21 protein-coding genes and 1 pseudogene are annotated in these 20509 nt (G+C 66.3%); 18 read left to right on the forward strand and 4 right to left on the reverse strand.

Translation table 11 applies throughout. From position 1 onward, the window contains the following. Positions 1-187: 187 nt before the first annotated feature. A pseudogene (locus tag Q7514_RS17755) lies at positions 188-514 on the forward strand (transglycosylase family protein); the annotation flags it as partial. Between the two features lie 123 nt (positions 515-637). Here Q7514_RS17755 and Q7514_RS17760 read toward each other — a convergent pair. Beyond that, positions 638-2425 (reverse strand): hydroxysqualene dehydroxylase, encoded by a 1788-nt coding sequence (locus Q7514_RS17760; RefSeq protein WP_330134609.1) that lies wholly within the window; start codon positions 2423-2425, stop codon positions 638-640. A gap of 146 nt (positions 2426-2571) precedes the next feature. Here Q7514_RS17760 and Q7514_RS17765 point away from each other — a divergent pair, with 146 nt between their 5' ends. The 3 genes from Q7514_RS17765 (at position 2572) to Q7514_RS17775 (ending at position 5417) form a co-directional block, all read left to right on the forward strand. Beyond that, the gene (locus Q7514_RS17765; RefSeq protein WP_330134750.1) at positions 2572-3327 is read left to right on the forward strand and encodes a phosphoglyceromutase; all 756 of its coding nucleotides are present in this window, start codon (positions 2572-2574) and stop codon (positions 3325-3327) included. Between the two features lie 162 nt (positions 3328-3489). Further along, positions 3490-4662, forward strand: coding sequence for a sensor histidine kinase (locus Q7514_RS17770; protein ID WP_330134610.1), 1173 nt, complete (start codon positions 3490-3492; stop codon positions 4660-4662). 65 nt (positions 4663-4727) lie between these two features. Continuing rightward, positions 4728-5417, forward strand: a complete 690-nt coding sequence (locus Q7514_RS17775) for a response regulator transcription factor (protein ID WP_054715125.1) — start codon at positions 4728-4730, stop codon at positions 5415-5417. A 76-nt stretch (positions 5418-5493) separates the two neighbouring features. Here the strand turns inward: Q7514_RS17775 and Q7514_RS17780 are convergent, their stop codons facing one another. Beyond that, on the reverse strand, positions 5494-6294 hold the full coding sequence (locus tag Q7514_RS17780) for a hypothetical protein (RefSeq protein WP_330134751.1): 801 nt from the start codon (positions 6292-6294) through the stop codon (positions 5494-5496). Positions 6295-6339: 45 nt separating this feature from the next. On the opposite strand from Q7514_RS17780, the gene Q7514_RS17785 reads away from it, so the two are divergent. Genes Q7514_RS17785 through Q7514_RS17795 form a run of 3 tightly spaced genes read left to right on the forward strand, consistent with a single transcriptional unit; the run spans position 6340 to position 9615 of the window. Further along, positions 6340-7293 carry a Ppx/GppA phosphatase family protein gene (locus Q7514_RS17785; protein ID WP_132471757.1) on the forward strand — a complete coding sequence of 318 codons (954 nt, stop codon included), beginning with the start codon at positions 6340-6342 and terminating at the stop codon, positions 7291-7293. Next, on the forward strand, positions 7290-8573 hold the full coding sequence (locus Q7514_RS17790; RefSeq protein ID WP_330134611.1) for a hypothetical protein: 1284 nt from the start codon (positions 7290-7292) through the stop codon (positions 8571-8573). Before Q7514_RS17785 ends, Q7514_RS17790 begins: the two co-directional genes overlap by 4 nt. A gap of 10 nt (positions 8574-8583) precedes the next feature. Then, complete coding sequence (locus Q7514_RS17795) at positions 8584-9615, forward strand: sugar phosphate isomerase/epimerase family protein (RefSeq protein ID WP_330134612.1); 1032 nt, start codon at positions 8584-8586, stop codon at positions 9613-9615. On the opposite strand, the gene Q7514_RS17800 is transcribed toward Q7514_RS17795, so the two are convergent. Continuing rightward, entirely contained in the window at positions 9574-9990 is a 417-nt protein-coding gene (locus Q7514_RS17800) for a hypothetical protein (RefSeq protein ID WP_330134613.1), read from the reverse strand. The two genes, Q7514_RS17795 and Q7514_RS17800, sit on opposite strands and share 42 nt — an antisense overlap. An 89-nt stretch (positions 9991-10079) precedes the next feature. On the opposite strand from Q7514_RS17800, the gene Q7514_RS17805 reads away from it, so the two are divergent. The 7 genes from Q7514_RS17805 (at position 10080) to Q7514_RS17835 (ending at position 15524) form a co-directional block, all read left to right on the forward strand. Then, positions 10080-10763 (forward strand): MerR family transcriptional regulator, encoded by a 684-nt coding sequence (locus Q7514_RS17805; RefSeq protein WP_330134614.1) that lies wholly within the window; start codon positions 10080-10082, stop codon positions 10761-10763. After that, complete coding sequence (locus tag Q7514_RS17810; RefSeq protein ID WP_330134615.1) at positions 10760-11599, forward strand: thioesterase family protein; 840 nt, start codon at positions 10760-10762, stop codon at positions 11597-11599. The genes Q7514_RS17805 and Q7514_RS17810 overlap by 4 nt, the downstream gene beginning before the upstream one ends. Before the next feature lie 79 nt (positions 11600-11678). Continuing rightward, positions 11679-12497 (forward strand): pyrroline-5-carboxylate reductase, encoded by an 819-nt coding sequence (proC, locus tag Q7514_RS17815; RefSeq protein ID WP_330134616.1) that lies wholly within the window; start codon positions 11679-11681, stop codon positions 12495-12497. Between the two features lie 172 nt (positions 12498-12669). After that, a complete protein-coding gene (locus Q7514_RS17820; RefSeq protein ID WP_054719598.1) occupies positions 12670-12906 on the forward strand; it encodes a helix-turn-helix domain-containing protein in 237 nt (78 codons plus the stop codon). A 202-nt stretch (positions 12907-13108) separates the two neighbouring features. Then, a complete protein-coding gene (locus Q7514_RS17825; RefSeq protein ID WP_003402602.1) occupies positions 13109-13210 on the forward strand; it encodes a 30S ribosomal protein bS22 in 102 nt (33 codons plus the stop codon). A 284-nt stretch (positions 13211-13494) separates the two neighbouring features. Beyond that, positions 13495-14520: an NAD-dependent epimerase/dehydratase family protein gene (locus tag Q7514_RS17830; RefSeq protein ID WP_408016123.1), complete on the forward strand. Its 1026-nt coding sequence runs from the start codon at positions 13495-13497 to the stop codon at positions 14518-14520. After that, positions 14517-15524 (forward strand): lysophospholipid acyltransferase family protein, encoded by a 1008-nt coding sequence (locus tag Q7514_RS17835; RefSeq protein WP_330134618.1) that lies wholly within the window; start codon positions 14517-14519, stop codon positions 15522-15524. Before Q7514_RS17830 ends, Q7514_RS17835 begins: the two co-directional genes overlap by 4 nt. 11 nt (positions 15525-15535) lie before the next feature. On the opposite strand, the gene Q7514_RS17840 is transcribed toward Q7514_RS17835, so the two are convergent. After that, positions 15536-16540 (reverse strand): HAD family hydrolase, encoded by a 1005-nt coding sequence (locus tag Q7514_RS17840; RefSeq protein ID WP_408016124.1) that lies wholly within the window; start codon positions 16538-16540, stop codon positions 15536-15538. A 164-nt stretch (positions 16541-16704) separates the two neighbouring features. Here Q7514_RS17840 and Q7514_RS17845 point away from each other — a divergent pair, with 164 nt between their 5' ends. The 4 genes from Q7514_RS17845 to hemC all read left to right on the forward strand — a co-directional run bounded on the left by Q7514_RS17845 (position 16705) and on the right by hemC (position 20449). After that, positions 16705-16995: a glutaredoxin family protein gene (locus Q7514_RS17845; protein WP_330134619.1), complete on the forward strand. Its 291-nt coding sequence runs from the start codon at positions 16705-16707 to the stop codon at positions 16993-16995. A gap of 156 nt (positions 16996-17151) precedes the next feature. After that, a complete protein-coding gene (locus Q7514_RS17850) occupies positions 17152-18042 on the forward strand; it encodes a redox-sensing transcriptional repressor Rex (RefSeq protein WP_330134620.1) in 891 nt (296 codons plus the stop codon). Next, complete coding sequence (locus Q7514_RS17855; protein WP_330134621.1) at positions 18039-19463, forward strand: glutamyl-tRNA reductase; 1425 nt, start codon at positions 18039-18041, stop codon at positions 19461-19463. Before Q7514_RS17850 ends, Q7514_RS17855 begins: the two co-directional genes overlap by 4 nt. Next, positions 19460-20449: a hydroxymethylbilane synthase gene (hemC, locus tag Q7514_RS17860; protein WP_330134622.1), complete on the forward strand. Its 990-nt coding sequence runs from the start codon at positions 19460-19462 to the stop codon at positions 20447-20449. The genes Q7514_RS17855 and hemC overlap by 4 nt, the downstream gene beginning before the upstream one ends. The last annotated feature ends 60 nt before the right edge of the window (positions 20450-20509 follow it).

A 20509-nucleotide genomic window follows, 5' to 3' on the forward strand; every position in this document is an offset into this window, starting at 1 on the left:
TACCGACCGACAACGAACAGGTCGTTACACCGGACCCGCAGCCGCTGAATCTGCCCCGCGGAAAATCCGGATGAAACCACACCCGAGGGGCAGTGCGAGACAAATCGAGTCGTCGACAATCGGCGATCGACATTCGGTCGACATTCTGGCCCGGGTCCCGCAAAGCAGCCGAGAGGATTCATAAGACATGGCACAGTTCAACATCAAGCGCACCCTGGGCACCGTCGCAACCGCGGCCGCCCTCATCGTCACCCCCTTCGCTCTGGGAACCGGCACCGCGAGCGCAGCGTCCGGCAACTGGGATGCCGTCGCGCAGTGCGAGAGCGGCGGAAACTGGGCCATCAACACCGGTAACGGCTACTACGGTGGTCTCCAGTTCAGCCAGAGCACCTGGGAGGCGTACGGCGGAACCGGCGTCGCCAGCAACGCGTCCAAGGCCGAGCAGATCCGCGTCGCCGAGAACGTTCTCGCCGGCCAGGGTGCCGGTGCGTGGCCGGTCTGCGGTCAGTACCTCTGATCCGGCCGCTTCCGCGGATTCGTGACATGTCCCGCGTGCACACCGTGCACGCGGGACATGCGCGTTCGTCCGTGCGAGTCGGTTTTCGCCGGTGCGGCGTTGGTCGCGGCACCTCGACCCTCACGCCAGCAGATGCGGCAGGCCGGAACGATAGCGATCGGCGTCGATCTGCCTCAGTGGCTGCAACTCGGGCGGCTCGTGCAGCGTGAACATCGCCGGCGGCGGCGAGGGGGAGTCGGCGGCCTCGAGCAAGGCGCCCACAGCGGCGCGGGCGGACTCGTTCGCCGACTCCATTGTCGCCAGATCGATGTCGGTCCGCACGTAGTCGCCGGCCAGGAACAGATTCGGGATCGAGGTGCGGGCATCGGGCCGATCGGCATGTGAGCCCACCGTGTTGATCAGGAGCGGAGTGTCGTTGGTGTTGCGGCCTGTCGCGGCATTCCAGCGCACTCCGGGATCGATGAACCATGACACGAGATCCTCCTCGCGGAGATTCTGCTCGCCGGTGTCGTCGAGACATGCCTTCATCTGGGCCCACGTCTCGCGCGAGATCTCCTCGGCCGTGCATTCCTTCGCGGGCTTGCCGTAGAGGATTCCGGGAGTGTCCCAATCGGAGATGTCGACCGAGAGGCAGTCGACGGCACTGCCGTCGCCGTAGCGGTCGGCGAACGATCCGCGCCAGAACTGCGCCTGGCTGATCGACGTGAGCGCCCACGGCGTTCCGAGATATGCGACGTGCCCGGCGGCGATCGGGGTGGGCTTGCGCATGAAGTATTGGATGCCGACCATCCAATCGGTGACCAGGTTGTGCATGAGGCCCAAACGTGGTTCGGCGTCGAGCATCTCGCGCGACCACAGCGGGGCAGCGCGTTCGACGGGCATCGCGGCGACGAACCAGTCGGCCTCGACCTGCGCGCGGTCACCGGACGAATCGACGACGCGGACGCCGCTGATCTTCCCGCCCGACATGTCGAACGATTCAGCAGCCCAGCCCATCTCGAATCGGACCCCGCGGTCCCGAAGCAGCTGGGCCCACGGATCGATCCACGCTTCGTTGGTCGGTGCCGACAACAGACGATCGAGGTGCCCGTAGGCGGGCACGATGCCCATCGCATTCCAGACGAAAGCCTGGCCCATGATGCCGATCGTGCGGGTGGAAACCCTGTCGGGGCGGGCGGCCACAAGTTGCCGGGTCAACGCCGATACCAGAATATCGTGATATCCCTTCGACTTTCCGTCGGATTCCAGAGTCTGCGACCACGTCTGATGTTCCCACTCGCCGTCCCGGCGCTCGATGCTGCTGGTCAGGAACATCGTGAGCTTCCGGAGGAAGACCGACAGCTCGTGCGGCGGGATGGCTCCGCCGAGTGAGAATGCGGCGGCGAGCGAACGCTGTAGCGACTCGGCGTCGTACACGTCGAGCCGATCGATCGAGCTCGGTGCCGTCAGATCCGGTCCGCCGGGGACCGACATGCGGAACGCGGGCCCGGCAACGAGGTTGTCGAAAACCCCATTAGGATTGTGCGGGAACGGTATTCGACGCATCGTATCGGGAATGTGCTGATAGAATCCGGGGAAGAAGCGGAATCCGTGCTCGCCCGGAAGGTCGAGCCGGCCGCCCGCCGCGGTGTCCGGTGACGGCATGCTGCGGGCTTTGCCGCCGAGTGCTGTCGGCTCGTACACCGTCACGTCGAATCCGCGCTCGATGAGCTCGTGCGCCGCGGTGAGGCCTGCCATTCCGCCCCCGAGTACCGCCACGCTACGGCCGTTCGAACGTAGTGCGGGGGATCGGGGCACCGGATGTGAGCGTGGCCCGGCGTGCGCGATGCCGGGGACGGCGGCGGTTGCGCCGAGGGCAGCGGTTGCGCCGAAGGCGCCGAATGCGGTCAGGACGGCACGTCGGGTCATGTGGAATTCGGTCAATTGATCCCCCCGGTTTGCGATGGTCGCTTCGTGTTGCCCGGCGGCGCCCGGCAAGTATGGCAACGCGTGTTGTCAGATATAGCGGACATTTGACGCGCCCGTGGGGGAATCGGCCACACGATCGTGTCAGGATTGAAGCCATGAGTATCGGAACACTTGTTCTGCTCCGCCACGGCGAGAGCGAATGGAACGCGATGAACCTGTTCACCGGCTGGGTAGACGTGCACCTCACCGACAAGGGTGTCGCAGAGGGTAAGCGCGCAGGCGCCCTGCTCGCAGAGCAGAATGTTCTTCCCGATGTCCTCTACACCTCGCTGCTGCGTCGTGCGATCAGCACCGCGAACTACGCTCTCGACGCCGCGGACCGGCACTGGATCCCGGTCGTGCGCGACTGGCGACTCAACGAGCGCCACTACGGTGCCCTGCAAGGGAAGAACAAGGCCGAGATCAAGGACGAGTTCGGCGACGAGCAGTTCATGCTCTGGCGTCGTAGCTACGACACCCCTCCGCCCCCGATCGAGGCGGGGTCGAAGTACAGCCAGGATCAGGATCCGCGCTATGCGGACGTCGACGAGGTGCCGCTGACCGAATGCCTCCAGGACGTCGTGACCCGCTTGATCCCGTACTGGGAAGAGACCATCTCGAAAGACCTGCTGGCGGGTAGGACCGTGCTGGTCACCGCACACGGAAACTCGTTGCGGGCACTGGTCAAGCACCTCGACGGCATCTCCGACGAGGACATCGCCGGGCTGAACATTCCGACGGGCATCCCGCTGCGTTACGACCTCGACGAGAATCTGCGTCCGCTGAACCCCGGCGGAACCTACCTCGACCCGGAGGCTGCTGCGGCAGGCGCTGCTGCCGTCGCGAACCAGGGCGCCAAGTAGAGCGCAATCGGACAAACCGAACCCCGTGCGACTCGTCGTCGCGCGGGGTTCGGCAAATTTCAGGTGAACACCTGGCCAACCGTCGAAAAATGGCCCGTGACGTGCAGAGAGTGTTGGCTACCCGCTGTCGCTCCACGGTGGGGTGTCATTACGATTCGAATCGTGAATGTTCTGCAGCTCGTCCTGGTGGCCGTGGTCGCCGCAATCCTGGGCGCACTGCTCGCCGCCTCGCTGATGTGGTCGCGTCGTCGTCGCGACCGCAACGACGACGACGAACTCACAATGGCAACCGTGCTGGACCGTGTCGTGTACGGCGCTTCCACCGGCATTGCCGTCGTCGACAAGTTTCACGACGTCATCCTCTACAACCCGCGCGCGGAGGAGTTGGGTCTGGTCAGCCGGCGGCTTCTCGACGAACGCGCATGGATCGCTGCCTGCAGGGTCCTCGAGGGCGGGACCACCGTCGAACTCGACCTCAGCCGGAAGAACCCGCACGGCCGCGACCGTGTCGCGGTGCGTTGCCTCGCCAAGAAGTTGCTCGACGACGATCCACGCTTCGTGGTTCTGTACGCCTACGACGATTCCGAACAGGTCCGGATGGAAGCCACCCGTCGAGACTTCGTCGCCAACGTCAGCCACGAACTCAAGACACCGGTCGGCGCGATGGCGCTGCTGGCAGAGGCCCTGCTCGAATCCGTCGACGATCCCGAGAGCGTGCGGCACTTCGGGCAGCGGGTCCAGAGCGAAGCGACCCGGCTCGGCAACATGGTCACGGAGTTGATCGCGTTGTCACGGTTGCAGGGCGCCGAGAAGCTCCCGGACCTCGAGGAAGTCGATGTCGACACGGTGATCGAGGATGCTCTCGACCGCACCCGGCTCACCGCCGAGAACGCGAACATCGAGATCAACACCGACCGCCCGACCGGATACCAGATGCTCGGCGACCATCCCCTGTTGGTGACGGCGTTGACCAACCTCATAGAGAACGCGATCGCCTACTCCCCACCGGGCAGCCCGGTGACGGTGAGCAGGTCTCTGCGCGACGGGTGTGTCGCGATCGCGGTCACCGATCGAGGAATCGGAATCGAGCGCCAGTACCAGGAGCGTGTGTTCGAGCGCTTCTTCCGCGTCGACAAGGCGCGGTCGCGGGCAACGGGAGGTACCGGTCTGGGGCTTGCGATCGTCAAGCACGTCGCCGCGAATCACCACGGCGACATCGTGCTGTGGAGCAAACCGGGAACCGGCTCGACGTTCACCCTGCTCATCCCCGCTCATTTCGAGAAGCCCGACAACGAGCCCGCCGCAACGCGGCACGATACGGCGGTCGGACAATGAGTCCGGCCGTAACCGCACCCGGAATCGGGTGGAACAGAACCGAGAAAGCAACGGAGGACGCAACGGTGACGCGTGTGCTGATCGTGGAGGACGAGGAGTCGCTGGCAGATCCGCTCGCATTCCTGCTGCGCAAGGAAGGGTTCGAGACCACGATCGCGGGCGACGGGCCCACGGCGTTGGCAGAGTTCGACCGGGGCGGGGCAGACATCGTCCTCCTCGACCTGATGTTGCCGGGCATGAGCGGCACCGACGTGTGCAAGCAGTTGCGCAGCCGTTCGGGTGTGCCGGTCATCATGGTGACCGCCCGCGACAGCGAAATCGACAAGGTCGTGGGACTGGAACTCGGTGCCGACGACTATGTGACCAAGCCGTACTCGGCCCGGGAGCTCATCGCCCGGATCCGTGCGGTGCTGCGGCGGGGCGCCGATCCCGACATCGAGATCGGGCAGGACGACGCGGTGCTTGCGGCCGGTCCGGTGCGCATGGACGTCGACCGCCACGTCGTGCAGGTCAACGGTGAGGACGTCGCCCTACCGCTGAAGGAATTCGATCTGCTCGAATACCTGCTGCGTAATTCGGGACGCGTCCTGACTCGTGGGCAGCTCATCGACCGAGTGTGGGGAGCGGACTACGTGGGCGACACGAAAACCCTCGACGTCCACGTCAAGCGGCTTCGTTCGAAGATCGAGACCGACCCCGCGAAGCCACAGCATCTCGTGACGGTGCGCGGCCTGGGCTACAAGCTGGAGGGCTGATACAAGCCGGAGGGCTGACGCCCGAGGCGCCCGGTGCGTGGTTTCGGTAGCAGCAGCTACCGAAACCACGCACCTGTCAGTGGTGGTGCTCGGCGACCGCGGTAGCGGGATGGATCGCGATCAGTCCGAGGCCTTCGCGACGCTTGCACAGGCGGGCGAGTTCGTCGTAGGCCGGTTTCCCGATGAGCTCTCGGAGCTCGGGGGCGTAGGACTGCCATACCGGCTTCGTGCCGACATGCGCATCAGGGGAGCCGGAGCAGTACCAGTCCAGATCGTGGCCGCCCTCACCCCAGCCTCGCCGGTCGAATTCAGTGATCGCGGTGCGCAGGATCTCGGTACCGTCCGGTCGTTCCACCCAGTCCTGGGTCCGGCGGATCGGGAGCTGCCAGCACACGTCCGGCTTCATCTCGAGCGGCTCGATGCCGCGACGCAGCGCCATCTTGTGGAGCGCGCAGCCCACACCGCCTTCGAAGCCCGGCCGGTTCAGGAAGATGCACGCGCCCTTGTAGCGGCGCGTGCGCAGCGCGGGTTCGTCCTCGAGTTCGTCCTCCTCGAGGAACCCCTTCTTGCCGAGTCCCTTCTCCATGAATTGCCAGTCGTCGGGAGTGAGATGCTTCACTGCCCTGGTCAGCTTCTTCCGGTCGTCGCTGTCGGTCAGGAAGGCTCCGTGCGAGCAGCACCCGTCGTCGGGTCGCTCGGCAATGATGCCTTGGCACGAGGGCGTCCCGAACACGCAAGTCCACCGGGAGAGCAGCCAAGTCATGTCTGCAGCGATGATGTGTTCGTCGTTGTCGGGGTCGGTGAACTCGACCCACTCGCGTGGAAAGTCGAGGGGAACTTCTGGGGCCGGAACGATCTTGGGCTGAGCTCCGGACATACCTGCTGTCACAACCCCCGACGGTAGACCCAGTACCGTATTCATGTGCGCCTAGGGGTACTCGACGTCGGAAGCAACACCGTTCATCTGCTGGTGGTGGACGCCCATCGTGGCGGCCACCCCACACCCATGAGCTCGACCAAGGCAACGCTGCGGTTGTCCGAGAACATCGACGACGACGGGAACCTCACCGTCTCCGGTGCCGATCGACTGGTGGAGACGGCAGGGGAGTTCGCCAGCATCGCCGCGACCTCCGGGTGCGGTGAGCTCATGGCCTTCGCAACCTCGGCTGTCCGCGACGCGGGGAACTCGGAGGAAGTCCTCGCCCGGGTCCGGAACGAGGCAGGGGTCAACCTCGACGTCCTGTCAGGAGTCGACGAGGCGAGGTTGACGTTCCTGGCGGTGCGCCGCTGGTACGGGTGGAGTGCCGGCCGCATCCTCAATGTCGACATCGGTGGTGGCTCGCTCGAGCTGACCTTCGGCGGTGACGAGGACCCAGACCTGGCGTACTCACTGCAGCTCGGTGCCGGGCGTCTGACCCGTGACTGGTTCCGGGAGGACCCTCCAGGAAAGCGCCGTATCGCGGCATTGCGCGACTGGCTCGATGCCGAGCTCGCGGAGCCGACGAAGCATCTGCGTCATGCCGGCGACCCGGACCTTTCCGTTGCGACTTCCAAGACTTTCCGCACACTGGCACGATTGACAGGCGCAGCACCGTCGTCGGCGGGCATCCGTGTACGACGGACGTTGACCGCCAGCGGCCTGCGGCAGCTGATCGCGTTCATCTCGCGAATGACGACGTCGGACCGTGCTGAGCTCGAGGGCGTGAGCTCGGACCGGTCCCAGCAGCTCGTCGCGGGTGCGCTGGTGGCCGAAGCGAGCATGCGGGCGCTCGGGGTGGAGACCCTGGAGATCTGCCCGTGGGCGTTGCGTGAGGGTTTGATTCTTCGGAAGCTCGACACTGAGATGGGCGGCGAACTGGTGGTGGCATCCAAGTGACCGACGGCAAGAGCACGGATACCGGACAGATTTCGGTAGCGGAACTGCTCGCGCGGAACGGCAAGAAGGTGGGTTCGCGCAGCGGTGGCCGCCGCCGTCGTGGCACCACCGGCGGGATCTCCGTGGCGGAACTGACCGGCGAGATCCCGATCACTCGGGTGCCCGCGGAGTCGGAGTCGGAGCCGGATCCCCGGAGCGGCTCGGCTGTCGACGATCGCAGTCCGCAGACACCCGCGGTGGCGACCCCGAGGACTCCGAAAGTGGAGCCTGCCGTTCCTGAGACCCCACAGGTCGAGCCGGTCGTACCCGAGACCCCGAAGGTCGCGACACCGACCCTGCCGACGCCGGCACCGCCGTCCGCCAACGAACTGACGACGATCACGCCGAAGGCGGCCGGCCCGAAAGCGGTCGACACGGACGCGACGACGGTGACCCCTGCTGTCGTCGAGTCTGCCACCGACAAGTCGGCCGGCGGTAAGCGCGCTGTCGGAAAGTCCTCTACCGGCAAGACTGCTTTCGGCAAAGCCACCGTGGAGAACCGTCAGACCACGGTCTCGGACGGTGCGAAGGTCGAATCGCCGACCGAGATCATCCGCCCGGAGGCGCTGCCGCGTCGAGCGAGGGCACACCTGGACAACGTGGCCGGGCCCGTGCCGGCGGCCTCGCCGGCGTCACCGTCCCCGCGGGCATCGGATGTTCCGGAGCCACGATTGCTCTCGGGCCCCGCGAGCGATCTTCAGGGGACCGGCGCCGACGACGATAACGGTGACACCGACACCATCGGCGTCACGAAGGACGAGGACGGCGGTAAGGCGTCCTCGAAGAGCAAGTCCTCGTCGAAGGGCAAGGTCGCGGCGAGCAAGGATGCCACCAAGGCGTCCTCGAAGAGCAAGACCGGCTCCAGCGGAAACGTCGCGTCGAGAGACGAGGCCGGGTCGTCCGATGCGGCGTCGAAGAGCAGCTCCGGCAAGGGCAAACCCGACACCACCACGGACGACAGCGTCGACGGGTCCGGGGGCAGCGCCAAGCAGTGGATGCTGCTCATCGGAGAGAGCGTCGCTGCGATCGTCGTCGGCGGTCTTTTGTTCAAGGGTTTCGAGAAGCTGTGGGACATGATGCCGTGGGTGGCGTTCGGTCTTGCATTGCTGGTCATCGTCGGCCTCGTGGCGCTGGTGCGGGTTCTGCGCCGCACAGACGACATCACCAGTCAGCTCATCGCTGTCGGGGTGGGTGCGTTCGTGGCGTTCGGTCCACTGCTGTTCCTACTACCCAACGGTTGAGGTTGCGGGCATGGTGACAGCGCGGCGTATCCCGGTGGGGTTGTCGACGGCCTCGGTGTATCCGGAGAACACCGAGGCAGCTTTCCGGTTCGCCGCCGACCTCGACTACGACGGGGTCGAACTCATGGTGTGGGCCGACCCGGTGAGCCAGGATCCCGGGGCGGTACAGCGGCTCGTGCGTAAGTACGGGATTCCCGTGCTCGCGGTGCACGTACCGTGCCTGCTCATCTCGCAGCGGGTCTGGGGCGCCGATCCGGTGGCGAAGCTCGGACGGTCGGTCGAGGCAGCGGAGATCCTCGGTGCGTCGACCGTAGTGGTGCACCCGCCCTTCCGTTGGCAGCGTCGATACGCCGAGGGGTTCGTCGAGCAGGTGAAGACTCTCGAGCAGGGCAGTCACGTGTCGGTCTCGGTCGAGAACATGTATCCGATGCGTGCGGACGTGCTGTTTCGCGACCGTGGCGCACACCGCCTGCGGCGCCGCGGCGGCCCCGGGCCCGCAGTGTCGGCCTACAGCCCGTCACTCGATCCCACCGACACCGGCTTCGATCACTACACGCTCGACCTGTCGCACACCGCGACTGCGGGGATGGATGCGCTCGCACTCGCCGAAAGGATGGGGCAGGGCCTCAACCACCTGCACCTCGCAGACGGTCGCGGGTCGTCGGTGGATGAACACATGATCCCGGGAGCAGGGGACCAGCCGTGCGCCGAGGTGTGCCGGCGACTCGCCGCCAGCGACTTCGCGGGCCAGGTGGTGCTCGAAGTGAGTACGCAGAGCGCGCGGACCCGGTCCGAACGGTCGGTGATGCTCGGTCGGGCACTCTCGTTCGCACGAAAGCACCTCGATCGCCCCGCGCAGAGCGCGATCACCACACGCCCCGAGCATCCGCGCGCAGCGGGCGTCGCCCGAATACCCGGTGCGGATGTGCCCGTCCCGGGCGGTGCTGATGTGCCCGTCCCGGGCGGTGCTGATGTGCCCGTCCCGGGCGGCGAAGATGTGTCAGAGAGCGCTGATTCCGGCAGCGAGCACCGCGACGCCTGAGATCACGACGCCGACGGTCAGTGATGCGGCGCCGAGCCACACCGATGCCATCATCCGTCCCGGTCGCGCGGGATTCGCACCCAGTACCGACAGGAAGAACCCGGCCGGAATGAGGATCGCGGAAGTCAGCACGGCGATGGAGCCGGCGGCCGCCCATCCCGGTGATGCGCCGGCTACGTGGGTGGTGACGGCGACGACGAGTCCGAGCGTCACGAGCACTCCGGCGTGTGCGTGCCCGGCGCGGAAGAAGGACTTCTGAAGATCGTTGGTGGGCACGCCGCCGTTCGCGACGCGCAATAGGAAAGTGCCCCCGAAGGCAATACCTGAGACGGTCAGCAGTGTCGCTCCGAGAACGATGACGAGCACGGGATGCATGGGATGCCTCTGTCCCTAGATTGGATAGTGAAGGTATCCAATACTGGATAGTTGTAGTATCTGATGTCAAGAGGGAATCGGAGGTGAGCATGCGGATCTCGGAATTGGCGGCACGCGCCGGTGTGCCGCTGGCCACCGTGAAGTACTACCTGCGTGAAGGACTGCTGATGCCGGGTCGCGCAACGAGCGCGACGCAGGCACAGTACGACGACACGCACATGAGGCGACTCGGTTTGGTCCGCGCGCTCGCAGGTCAGGGGCTTCCGCTCGACAAGATCAAGGCGGTCGTCGCGCTCGCCGAGAATCCGGACGAGGATCTGTTCGTCGCCCTCGGTAAGGCAGTGATGGCGCTCCCGCCCTATGTCGACAACCCGCCCGACGCCGACTACCCGCGCACTCGCGCGCTGCTCGCGCGGCTCGGGCAGATATACGACCCGCGATTCACCGCGGTCGCCCAGCTCGAACATGCGCTCGCGGCGCTCGAATCGGCCGGCCTGACCATGTCTGAACGGCGCATCGACGTCTACGGCGAGCACATCCGCGAGATCGCGGACCTCGACGTGGACCTCCTTCCGACGACCTCGCGGCAGGAGACCGTCGAGGCCGCCGTCCTCGGCACCGCGCTGTACGAACCGGTACTTGCCGCGATGCGTCGCCTCGCGCACCAGCACCGCGCCGCCCGGATCTTCTCGGCAGCAGCCGACTCCGACCACCCGGACTCCGACCACCCGGACCACACCGAAGCCGATCGACAACCGCAGGAGACCCAGTGACCACCGACCATCCGTTCCGTGACCTGACCACACTCACGGCTACCGGCGAGGGCGCCTGGTCGGCGCACATCGCGCCCACCTGGACCATCGGACCCAAGGTGCACGGTGGATGCATGCTCGCAGTAAGTGCCTCCGCAGCCCGCCGCGCCGGGATCGAGGCCGGAGCCGATCCCGCGGTCCAGCCTCTCGCGGTGAGCGCGTCCTTCGTGTCCGCGCCGGACCCGGGCGACGTCGAGATCACCACCGTGGTCCGAAAGCTGGGCAAGCAGGTCTCCGTGGTGGAGACCGAACTCGGGCAGGACGGCCGAGTCGCGGTGCGTGCGAGCGTCACGCTGGGCCTGCCCGACGGCGGCGAGCCGCGCTACGCCGTACCGCACCCGGCCACAGAGTTGGCCGCCCGGCCGCCCGAGGACGCGGTGGTCGTCACTCCTGCTCACCCGATGGGTCAGATCGTGAACCTGTGCGGCTCCGTCGACATGCGCGTCGACGAGTCGACCGCGGGATTCCTGCGCGGCGACCGTGAAGGTGATCCACGTATCGCCATGTGGACGAAGCTGCGTCCCGCCGACGAGGCGGACCTCGACACGGTGGCGCTGTTCGCACTCATGGCGGGAGACATCTCGGCGCCCGTGACGATGAACCGCGGCATGTTCGGGTGGGCGCCCACCGTGCAGCTGACCGCCTACCTACGCGCGCTCCCTGAACCGGGCTGGCTGCGCCTGACGAACGAGAGCATCGTGCTCGGACAGGCCTGGTTCGAATCGGATCACACCGTGGTCGATACGACGGGGGCCGTCGTGGTGCAGTCCCGTCAGCTCGCGATGATCCCGCGCTGACGAGCCGCTCGGCCGCCGACCCCAACGACCACGGGACTGCGATGCGTGCCACAGCGAGACCCGTGGCACGCTGTCACCCATGACGAGAATTGCGGTGATCGGTGGCGGCAGGATCGGTGAGGCACTGATCTCGGGGCTGCTGCAGAACGGCTACGCGACCAAGGACCTCGTGGTGGTCGAGAAGCTGCCCGAGCGAGCAGACGAACTGGCGCGCGCATATGCGATCCGCGTCACCGACGGCACGGCCGATGCGGCCGAGGGCGCCGACGTGATCGTCGTGGCCGTCAAACCGGGCGATGTCGATGCGGTGATCGCAGACGTGACCTCGGCCGACCTCGACAGCGACACCGAGCAGATCGTCGTCTCGCTCGTTGCCGGCGTCACGACCGCCCACTACGAGAACAAGCTCCCTGCGGGATCTCCTGTCGTCCGCGTGATGCCCAACACCCCGATGCTCGTCGGGCAGGGCGCGAGCGTGCTTGCCGCGGGACGTCACGCGAAAGGCGAGCACCTGGACCTCGTACGCGAGATGCTCGGATCGGTAGGCACCGTGTCGGTGGTGCCCGAATCGCAGATGGATGCGGTCACCGCGGTCTCTGGCTCAGGTCCCGCCTACTTCTTCCTCGTCGCCGAGGCGATGATCGACGCCGGTGTTGCGCTCGGGCTGAGCCGCGCCGTAGCCACGGATCTCGTGGTACAGACCATGACCGGCTCGGCGGCGATGCTTGCGCATTCGGGGGAGAACGCGGCGGACCTGCGTGCTGCCGTGACGTCGCCCGGGGGCACCACGGCCGCAGCGATCAAAGAATTCGAGCGAGGCGGCATCCGCACCGCGTTCTACGACGCGCTGGACGCCGCACGACAGCGATCGGTGCAGCTCGGCGCCCGTACCGAATAGCCGAACTTCCCGGCGCCGGGCCTCGCAACACGCCGTAACCGTGTGACAGAAGTGAAATTGGTGGCCGCCATCGTCGCACAGGAACCATTCGTCACGCTAAGCTCGAATGAGCACGTGCGTGTCTGTTCCGCCGGAGGGGAAGCCGGCGGCGCGGACGTGCCGGAGGTGTGTAATGGTTTCAGGAAATACACCGTCGAAGGGTCAACCCCAAGACGGACAGTCGGTCCTCGCAGGTACCCAATTCCTGACGGTCGCCGAAGTGGCGTCGTTGATGAGGGTGTCGAAGATGACCGTGTACAGGCTCGTACACAGCGGTGAGCTGCCGGCTGTGCGCGTGGGGCGCTCGTTCCGCGTGCACGCAAAAGCGGTTCACGACTATCTCGAGACATCGTATTTCGACGTCGGATAATCCGACTCGGAGGCTGTCGAAGCACGGAGCGGACCTCGATTTCATCCGGTCGTTCCTGCACCGGTACGATTGCTATTCGTCGTACCGGTCAGCCGGTGTCGTGAGGCACTGACCTCGTCACCACGAGGCCCAGCGTCCGACAGAAGAAGGCGTACGTCACCGGCGTGCGCAGGAACGCTATTAGAACGTGAGGGATGCCCACATGGGGTCTGTGATCAAGAAGCGCCGCAAGCGCATGTCGAAGAAGAAGCACCGCAAGCTGCTCCGCCGCACTCGTGTGCAGCGTAGGAAACTCGGCAAGTAAGTCACTGTCGATATCGGCACCCGAGCTGCCGCCGGCAGCAGTCGCCGTCGGCGGCAGTACTGCCGAACGAATGCCCGTCACCCATGGTGGCGGGCATTCGTTGTTTCCTGCACGGTGAGCAACTCGACGTTTACCCAGGTGTCATGCGATGTTGCCGATGTCACCGTATTGTTGTAGCGCATACCGTCCAGTGGCGAGGTGGGGCCGACGACGGAGATGTTCTGCGAGCAGGGGGTGCTGTGACTTCACACGGGCGACAGACCGAGCCGCCAGGTGTCGTACTGGTGACGGGTGCGAGCCGATTTCTCGGTGGCTTCCTCGTCACCCGGCTGGCGCAGAACCCGGACATCGAACGCGTCATCGCCGTCGATACCCAGTCACCCACCAAAGACATGCATCGCCGCATGGGACGCGCCGAGTTCGTCCTCGCCGACATCAGGAACCCGCTGATCGGCAAAGTCATCAGAAACATGAATGTCGACACAGTCGTGCACGCCTCGGCGGTCACCAAGGCGCCCAAGTCCGGCGCACGCGCCGCGATGAAGGACATGAACGTCATCGGCGCGATGCAGCTGTTCGCGGTGTGTCAGAAAGCGCCGTCGGTGCGCAAGGTGGTGCTGCGGTCGTCGTCGGTCGTCTACGGCTCGAGCGCCAAGGACCCCGCGAAGTTCACAGAGGAGATGAGCGCGCGGCGTCGACCCACCGGTGCGTTCGCCCGCGACATGATCGAGATCGAGGGCTACCTGCGAGGCCTCGCGCGGCGGCGCAGCGACATCGACACCACGATTCTGCGGCTCGCACCCACGGTTGGTAACCGACTTCCGGGATCGGTCTCGAACTATCTCACCTCGCCGCTGGTCCCCAATGTCCTCGGCCGCGACGCACGGCTGCAATTGCTGCACGAGGAGGATGCGCTCGGCGCCCTCGAATGCGCGACGCTCGGCGGGCCGCCCGGTACCTACAACGTGGCGGGCGACGGCATCGTGATGATGACGCAGGCCGTGCGCCGGGCCGGTGGCCTGAGCGTGCCGATGCCCTACGGTTTGTTCCGCAATGTGGGCCATGCCCTCGTGGGATCGGTCATGAAGTCGTTCACGAAGGAAGAACTCGACTATTTCCACTTCGGATGCGGTCTCGACACGAGACGCATGCGCGAAGAACTCGGATTCGAACCGCGCTGGACCACCAAGGAAGCCCTCGACGACTTCGCACGAGGAATCGGGATGTCCCGCCTCGTGAAGTCCGAATGGGTCGACAAAGCCGAATCGATGCTGCTTTCCGCCCTCGGGGAGCGAACGGAGGTGCGATGACTCAGGTTGCCAAGGTCATACCGCTGCATGGAGGAAGCCGCCGCACCGCTCCGGGTCGGCCCGCGGAGTCCTTCGCGGCGCATCCGTCGCAGGGCCGCCCGACCGAGCGTGCCACGCCGCTGCCATCGCAGCAGACGGCCGTGGACGGTTTCCTCGACGAGCTGCGCACCGCCCTGATCGGGCACGTCACGGGTGGCGCCGAGTTCATCAGGCGCCGGATGACCGGAGACTACGAGGTCGACGACTTCGGCTTCGACCCGCATTTCAACGACAACATCCTCATGCCCGCGCTGCGTCCGCTGTTCGACAAGTGGTTCCGCGTCGAAGTCCGGGGGATCGAGAACATTCCGGCCGACGGTCGTGCACTCATAGTTGCGAATCACGCGGGTACCTTGCCCGTCGACGCCCTGATGACCTCGGTTGCAGTGCACGACCGTGCGCACCGGCCGCTGCGGATGCTCGCGGCCGATCTGGCCTTCGACATGCCGGTCGTCGGCACCGTGGCGCGTAAGGCAGGACACACCCTCGCGTGCCACCCCGACGCCGAACGACTTCTCGGGGAAGACCAGGTCGTCGCCGTGTTCCCGGAGGGGTACAAGGGGCTCGGCAAGCCGTTCAAGGAGCGGTACAAGCTGCAGCGTTTCGGGCGCGGCGGTTTCGTCTCCGCAGCCCTGAAGACACACGCGCCGATCATCCCGTGCTCGATCGTGGGGTCCGAGGAGATCTATCCGAACATCGCCGACCTCACCTCGCTTGCGCGGTTGCTCGGCCTGCCCTACTTCCCGATCACGCCGCTCTTTCCTGCGCTCGGACCGCTCGGTGCGGTGCCGCTGCCGTCCAAGTGGTACATCGAATTCGGCACACCCATCGCCACCGACGTCCACGACGAGGCATCGGCCGACGATCCGATGGTGTTGTTCGAGGTCACCGACCATGTCCGTGAAGTGATCCAGCAGACCCTCTACAAGCTGCTCACTCGCCGCCGGAATGTTTTCCTCGGCTGAGAACGTGTAGGTCAGGCGGCCTTGTCGCGGCGTCGTCCGAGCACGATAGCGACCGCGCCGCCGGCGGCGCCGAGGCCGAGCGCTGTCGGCACACCGACCTTCGCCGCCTTGCGTGCCGTGCGGAAGTCCCGTACTTCCCAGCCCCGAGTGCGTGCGACCTGCCGCAGGTCGGGATCGGGATTTATCGCGACCGCCGTTCCCACCAGTGACAACATCGGCACGTCGTTGTGGCTGTCGGAATACGCGGTGCACCGCTTGAGGTTGAGGCCCTCGCGGATCGCGAGAGCGCGCACCGCGTGGGCCTTGCCGAGTCCGTGCAGGATGTCGCCGACGAGACGGCCGGTGAACACACCGTTCTCCGACTCCGCGACGGTGCCCAAGGCGCCGGTCAGGCCGAGGCGTTTGGCGATGACGTCGGCGAGTTCGACCGGGGTTGCCGTGACGAGCCACACCTGCTGACCTGCGTCGAGGTGCATCTGCGCGAGCATGCGGGTACCGGGCCAGATCTTGTCGGCGATGATGTCGTCGTAGACCTCTTCTCCGAGTCGACGGAGTTCCGCAGTGGATCTGCCCTGCACGAAGGAGAGGGCCTTGTCGCGGCCGCTTGCGACGTCGTCGCTGTTCTCCTTGCCGGTGATCCGGAACTTCACCTGTTGCCACGCGAACTCGAAGAGGTCGGTCTTGCGGAAGTAGTTCCGCGCGACGAGTCCGCGGGCGAAGTGGATGATCGACGCTCCCTGCACCATCGTGTTGTCGACGTCGAAGAACGCGGCTGCTGTCAGGTCGGTCGCGCCGCGGGTACCGGTGTCGGTGCCGGGCTCGATTCCCGCTTCGGGTTCACTCCGTGCACCGTGCAGGGCGAGAGCCGCGTCGGCGCTCGCCTCACCTGCGAGGTTGGCGCGGACCTCTTCTTCGCTCGGCCCGAATTTGCGCGACAACAGTCGCCGGCCGGGCCGAATGATGCGCGCCCACGCCTCACCCATACCCCGCCCGTATGGCAACGAACGTTCAGGCACCCGCACCTCCCGTGTCGTGACGGTCGTGCCGACCCAGCGTCACACCCCGGTGCACGACCCGCCCGCAAGCGTAGCCCGTGGTGGACGCGTTATCAGGCTTCGACGTTCGGCCGATCCGTGGGTGTGACCTTCGTCTCCGGGGTCGATGCCGCAGAGTGGACGTCATGACCGATCAACCCTCCGGCTCGGCCGGGACCCCTGCATCCGCTCGCGAGGTGACGCTTCTGGTTCGTGCCGGGTGCGGTAGTTGCGGACCTGCGCGCACGGTTCTCGAAGCGGTGTGTGCGGACTTCGGTTTGCAGGTCACCTGCATCGATGTGGATGAAGCTGCCGCCACCGACCCTGAATTGCGGGCCGAGTTCGGGGACCGTCTGCCCGTGGTGCTCCTCGACGGTAAGGAGCACAGCTACTGGGAGGTCGACGAGCCGCGATTGCGCGCAGATCTCGCCCAGTGACGCGATGCCACTCGGCCGTGATGCAGGTGGGAAGCACATTCGGGGGCTCTCGAGCAACTTTGTGCATGGCTTCACAAGCAGTTACCGTGGTGAGGACGAAATCCCGGATCACCGTGAGGCCGGACGTGTCCACCGGCCGGACGAGGAGCCACGAACGTGACGCAACCGCACCCACCGCAGGGCGAAGACGCCCGCGGCACCGCCGGGACCGGCGAGGGTGCCACTCCCGATTCCGAGCGGGTTGCTCCGAGTTCTCAATACCGGGATATTCCCCAGGCTACTGTGACGCGTCTCGCGAACTATCTGCGGGTCCTCGGTAGCCTCTCCGAGACCGGCACACTCATCGTCTCGAGTGAGGAATTGGCGAGTGCGGCCGGGGTCGGATCGGCGAAGCTCCGTAAGGACCTCTCCTTCCTCGGGCCGAACGGAGTGCGCGGCGTCGGCTACGACGTGCTCCGCCTCCAGGCGCGCATCGAGAATGCGCTCGGGCTCGATCGCGGCCACCGTGTCGTTCTCGTCGGAGTGGGTAATCTCGGTCGCGCTCTCGCCTGCTACCCCGGATTCGATCGCCGCGGCTTCACCCTCTCAGGTCTGTTCGACGCCGACCCGGCTCTGGTCGGGTCGACCGTGGGCGATCTCGTGGTCCGGGGAGTCGACCGGCTGGAATCCGACGCTCGTGAATTAGGCGCCACCATCGGCGTCGTGGCCACACCCGAGGATGCCGCGCAGGACGTCTGCGACGTGCTCGTGCGGTCCGGTGTTCGCAGTGTCCTGAGCTTCGCTCCGATCGAGCTGGACGTGCCCGAACACGTCGAGGTGCGCCGCGTCGACCTGGCGGTCGAGATGCAGGTGCTCTCGTTCAACAGCGCTCGAAACGACGAACTTCTCCGGGCAGCCGGGGGAGCACACGCGGCGGGTATCCCGCCCACCCGCGGCCCGCTCGGGTCTGCGGTGTCCACGCCGAGTCCGGCTCGGCGATCCAGAACAGGTAAGGCGGGCCCGTTGGGTTCGGCCGTGACCAGAAACGGATCGGTGATTGCGCCGTGAGTGTTCTCCTCGTTGGCATTTCGCATCGGAGCGCCCCGGTGTCGGTTCTCGAGAAGGTGGCCGTCGCGGACACCGACCGGCCCAAGCTGACCGACAAGATGATGGCGTCGGATCACATCTCCGAGGCGATGATCGTCTCGACCTGCAACCGGGTCGAGATCTATGCCGTCGTCGATGCCTTCCACGGGGCGCTCGCCGATGTCAGTGAATTGCTGTCGGAACACGCCGGCCTGACCCTTGCGGATCTGCACAAGCATGCCTATGTGCGCTACAGCGAAGCCGCGGCGGAGCATCTCTTCTCGGTGGCCAGCGGCCTCGATTCCATGGTCGTCGGTGAGCAGCAGATCCTCGGACAGATCCGCACCGCATATGCGACCGCCGACGCGCAGCAGGCTGCGGGGCGTGCACTGCACGAACTCGCCCAGCAGGCATTGCGCGTCGGCAAGCGTGTGCACTCGGAGACCGGGATCGACTCGGCCGGTGCATCCGTCGTTTCGGTTGCGCTCGACAAGGCCGGTGCGCTGTTCGGTGGCGGGGGTTTGGGTGGACGGACCGCCGCGGTGATCGGTGCAGGTGCGATGGGCGGTCTGGCTGTGGCACACCTGACGCGGTCGGGCATCGCCAAGATCATCCTCACGAACCGCACCCGCGACCGTGCCGAGCGCCTCGCCGCGACTGCCCGCGGAAACGGCGTCGACGCGGAGGTCGTCGATTTCGGTGATCTGGCCGCAGCGCTGGCGCAGGCCGATGTCGCTGTCACCTGCACCGGAGCTGTCGGTACGGTCGTCACGCTCGCCGACGCACACCGGGCGCTCGCACAGTCCGGCCGTGGCGAACGCCCGCTGGCGATCTGCGATCTCGGACTTCCCCGTGACGTCGAACCCGCTGTGTCGGGACTTCCCGGCGTGACCGTCTTCGACATGGAGGCATTGCAGCGCGACCCCGCCGCCGGTGCTGCCTCCGACGACGCCGAGGCGGCCCGCGCGATCGTGGCATCGGAGCTTGCCGGGTACCTCACCACCCAACGGCTCGCGGAGGTGACGCCCACAGTCACCGCACTGCGCCAGCGTGCAGCGGAGGTCGTCGAGGGCGAACTGATGCGCCTCGATTCTCGGCTTCCCGATCTGGGAGACGGACAGCGCGATGAGGTCGCGCGCACGGTGCGCCGTGTCGTCGACAAGTTGCTGCACGCACCGACCGTGCGGGTGAAGCAGCTGGCGTCGACACCGGGCGGCGACCAGTACGCCGAGGCACTGCGGGAGTTGTTCGAACTGCGACCGGGGGCAGTCGAAGCTGTTGCGACCCCCACGAAAGAACTGGGGTCACTGACCGACCCGACCACGTCGGTGGATCTGTCCGCCGCACTTGATCCGGTCATCACGACGGAGCTTCGTGCTCCACGAAAGGACGGCAAGGTATGAGCGCCGAAGCCACCCGGATCGACGCACCGCGCGAGCAGCGCACATTGCGCATCGGTACCCGGGGCAGCGTGCTCGCCACCACCCAGGCAGGCACTGTTCGCGACGCCCTGATCGCCGCCGGGCATGCGGCAGAACTCGTGGTCATCACGACCAAGGGCGACATCACGCCCGGGCCTGTGCAGCGCATCGGTGTCGGTGTGTTCACCGCAGAACTCCGCGAGGCCTTGCTGGCCGGTGAAGTCGACGTGGCGGTGCATTCGTACAAGGATCTGCCCACGAAGCAGGATCCGCGCATGGTCGTCGCAGCAGTTCCTCCTCGCGAGGATCCGCGCGATGCGCTCGTCGCTCGCGACGGGTTGGTGCTCGGGGAACTGCCCGCAGGATCGAAGGTAGGAACGTCGGCTCCGCGGCGCCGTGCACAGCTGGCTGCGATGGGCCTCGGTTTGCAGCTCGAGCCGCTGCGCGGCAACATCGACACCCGCATCGGCAAGGTCGATTCGGGTGAGCTCGACGCAATCGTCATCGCGCGGGCGGGCCTGTCGCGCATCGGGCGGCTCGATCGGGTCACCGAAGCACTCGAACCGGTACAGATGCTGCCGGCGCCGTCCCAGGGCGCGCTTGCAGTCGAGTGCCGCGCCGAGGACGCTGCCCTGATCGAGATACTCGCCCAACTCGATGATCCGGCGAGTCGCGCCGCCGTTGTCGCGGAGCGTGCGCTGCTCGCCGAACTCGAAGCAGGGTGCACCGCGCCGGTCGGTGCGATCGCAGAGGTCGTCGAGTCGCTCGACGACGACGGCCGTGTCTTCGAGGAACTGTCCGTACGCGGGTGTGCGGCCGCGCACGACGGATCGGACGTACTCCGCGCGAGCATCGTCGGTTCGCTCGACCGCGCAGAGGAACTCGGAAGGGCACTCGCCCGAGAACTGCTCGACCTCGGTGCGAAAGAACTGATCGTCGACGACGAACAGTGGGCCGCCGATGATTGACGTTTCCATTCAGCCCCGAATTTCCCTTACCGCAGATTTGATTGCACTGGAGAACAACCG

This window comes from Rhodococcus artemisiae, assembly GCF_036327795.1.
GTDB lineage: Bacteria > Actinomycetota > Actinomycetes > Mycobacteriales > Mycobacteriaceae > Rhodococcus > Rhodococcus artemisiae.

Coding starts and splice junctions, on each gene's coding strand:
- Q7514_RS17800 (WP_330134613.1), bottom strand. CDS start 9,990: ATGCATCCCGTGCTCGTCATCGTTCTCGGAGCGACACTGCTGACCGTC.
- Q7514_RS17760 (WP_330134609.1), bottom strand. CDS start 2,425: ATGACCCGACGTGCCGTCCTGACCGCATTCGGCGCCTTCGGCGCAACC.
- Q7514_RS17795 (WP_330134612.1), top strand. CDS start 8,584: ATGGTGACAGCGCGGCGTATCCCGGTGGGGTTGTCGACGGCCTCGGTG.
- Q7514_RS17845 (WP_330134619.1), top strand. CDS start 16,705: ATGACCGATCAACCCTCCGGCTCGGCCGGGACCCCTGCATCCGCTCGC.
- Q7514_RS17820 (WP_054719598.1), top strand. CDS start 12,670: ATGGTTTCAGGAAATACACCGTCGAAGGGTCAACCCCAAGACGGACAG.
- hemC (WP_330134622.1), top strand. CDS start 19,460: ATGAGCGCCGAAGCCACCCGGATCGACGCACCGCGCGAGCAGCGCACA.
- proC (WP_330134616.1), top strand. CDS start 11,679: ATGACGAGAATTGCGGTGATCGGTGGCGGCAGGATCGGTGAGGCACTG.
- Q7514_RS17835 (WP_330134618.1), top strand. CDS start 14,517: ATGACTCAGGTTGCCAAGGTCATACCGCTGCATGGAGGAAGCCGCCGC.
- Q7514_RS17825 (WP_003402602.1), top strand. CDS start 13,109: ATGGGGTCTGTGATCAAGAAGCGCCGCAAGCGCATGTCGAAGAAGAAG.
- Q7514_RS17780 (WP_330134751.1), bottom strand. CDS start 6,294: ATGTCCGGAGCTCAGCCCAAGATCGTTCCGGCCCCAGAAGTTCCCCTC.
- Q7514_RS17805 (WP_330134614.1), top strand. CDS start 10,080: ATGCGGATCTCGGAATTGGCGGCACGCGCCGGTGTGCCGCTGGCCACC.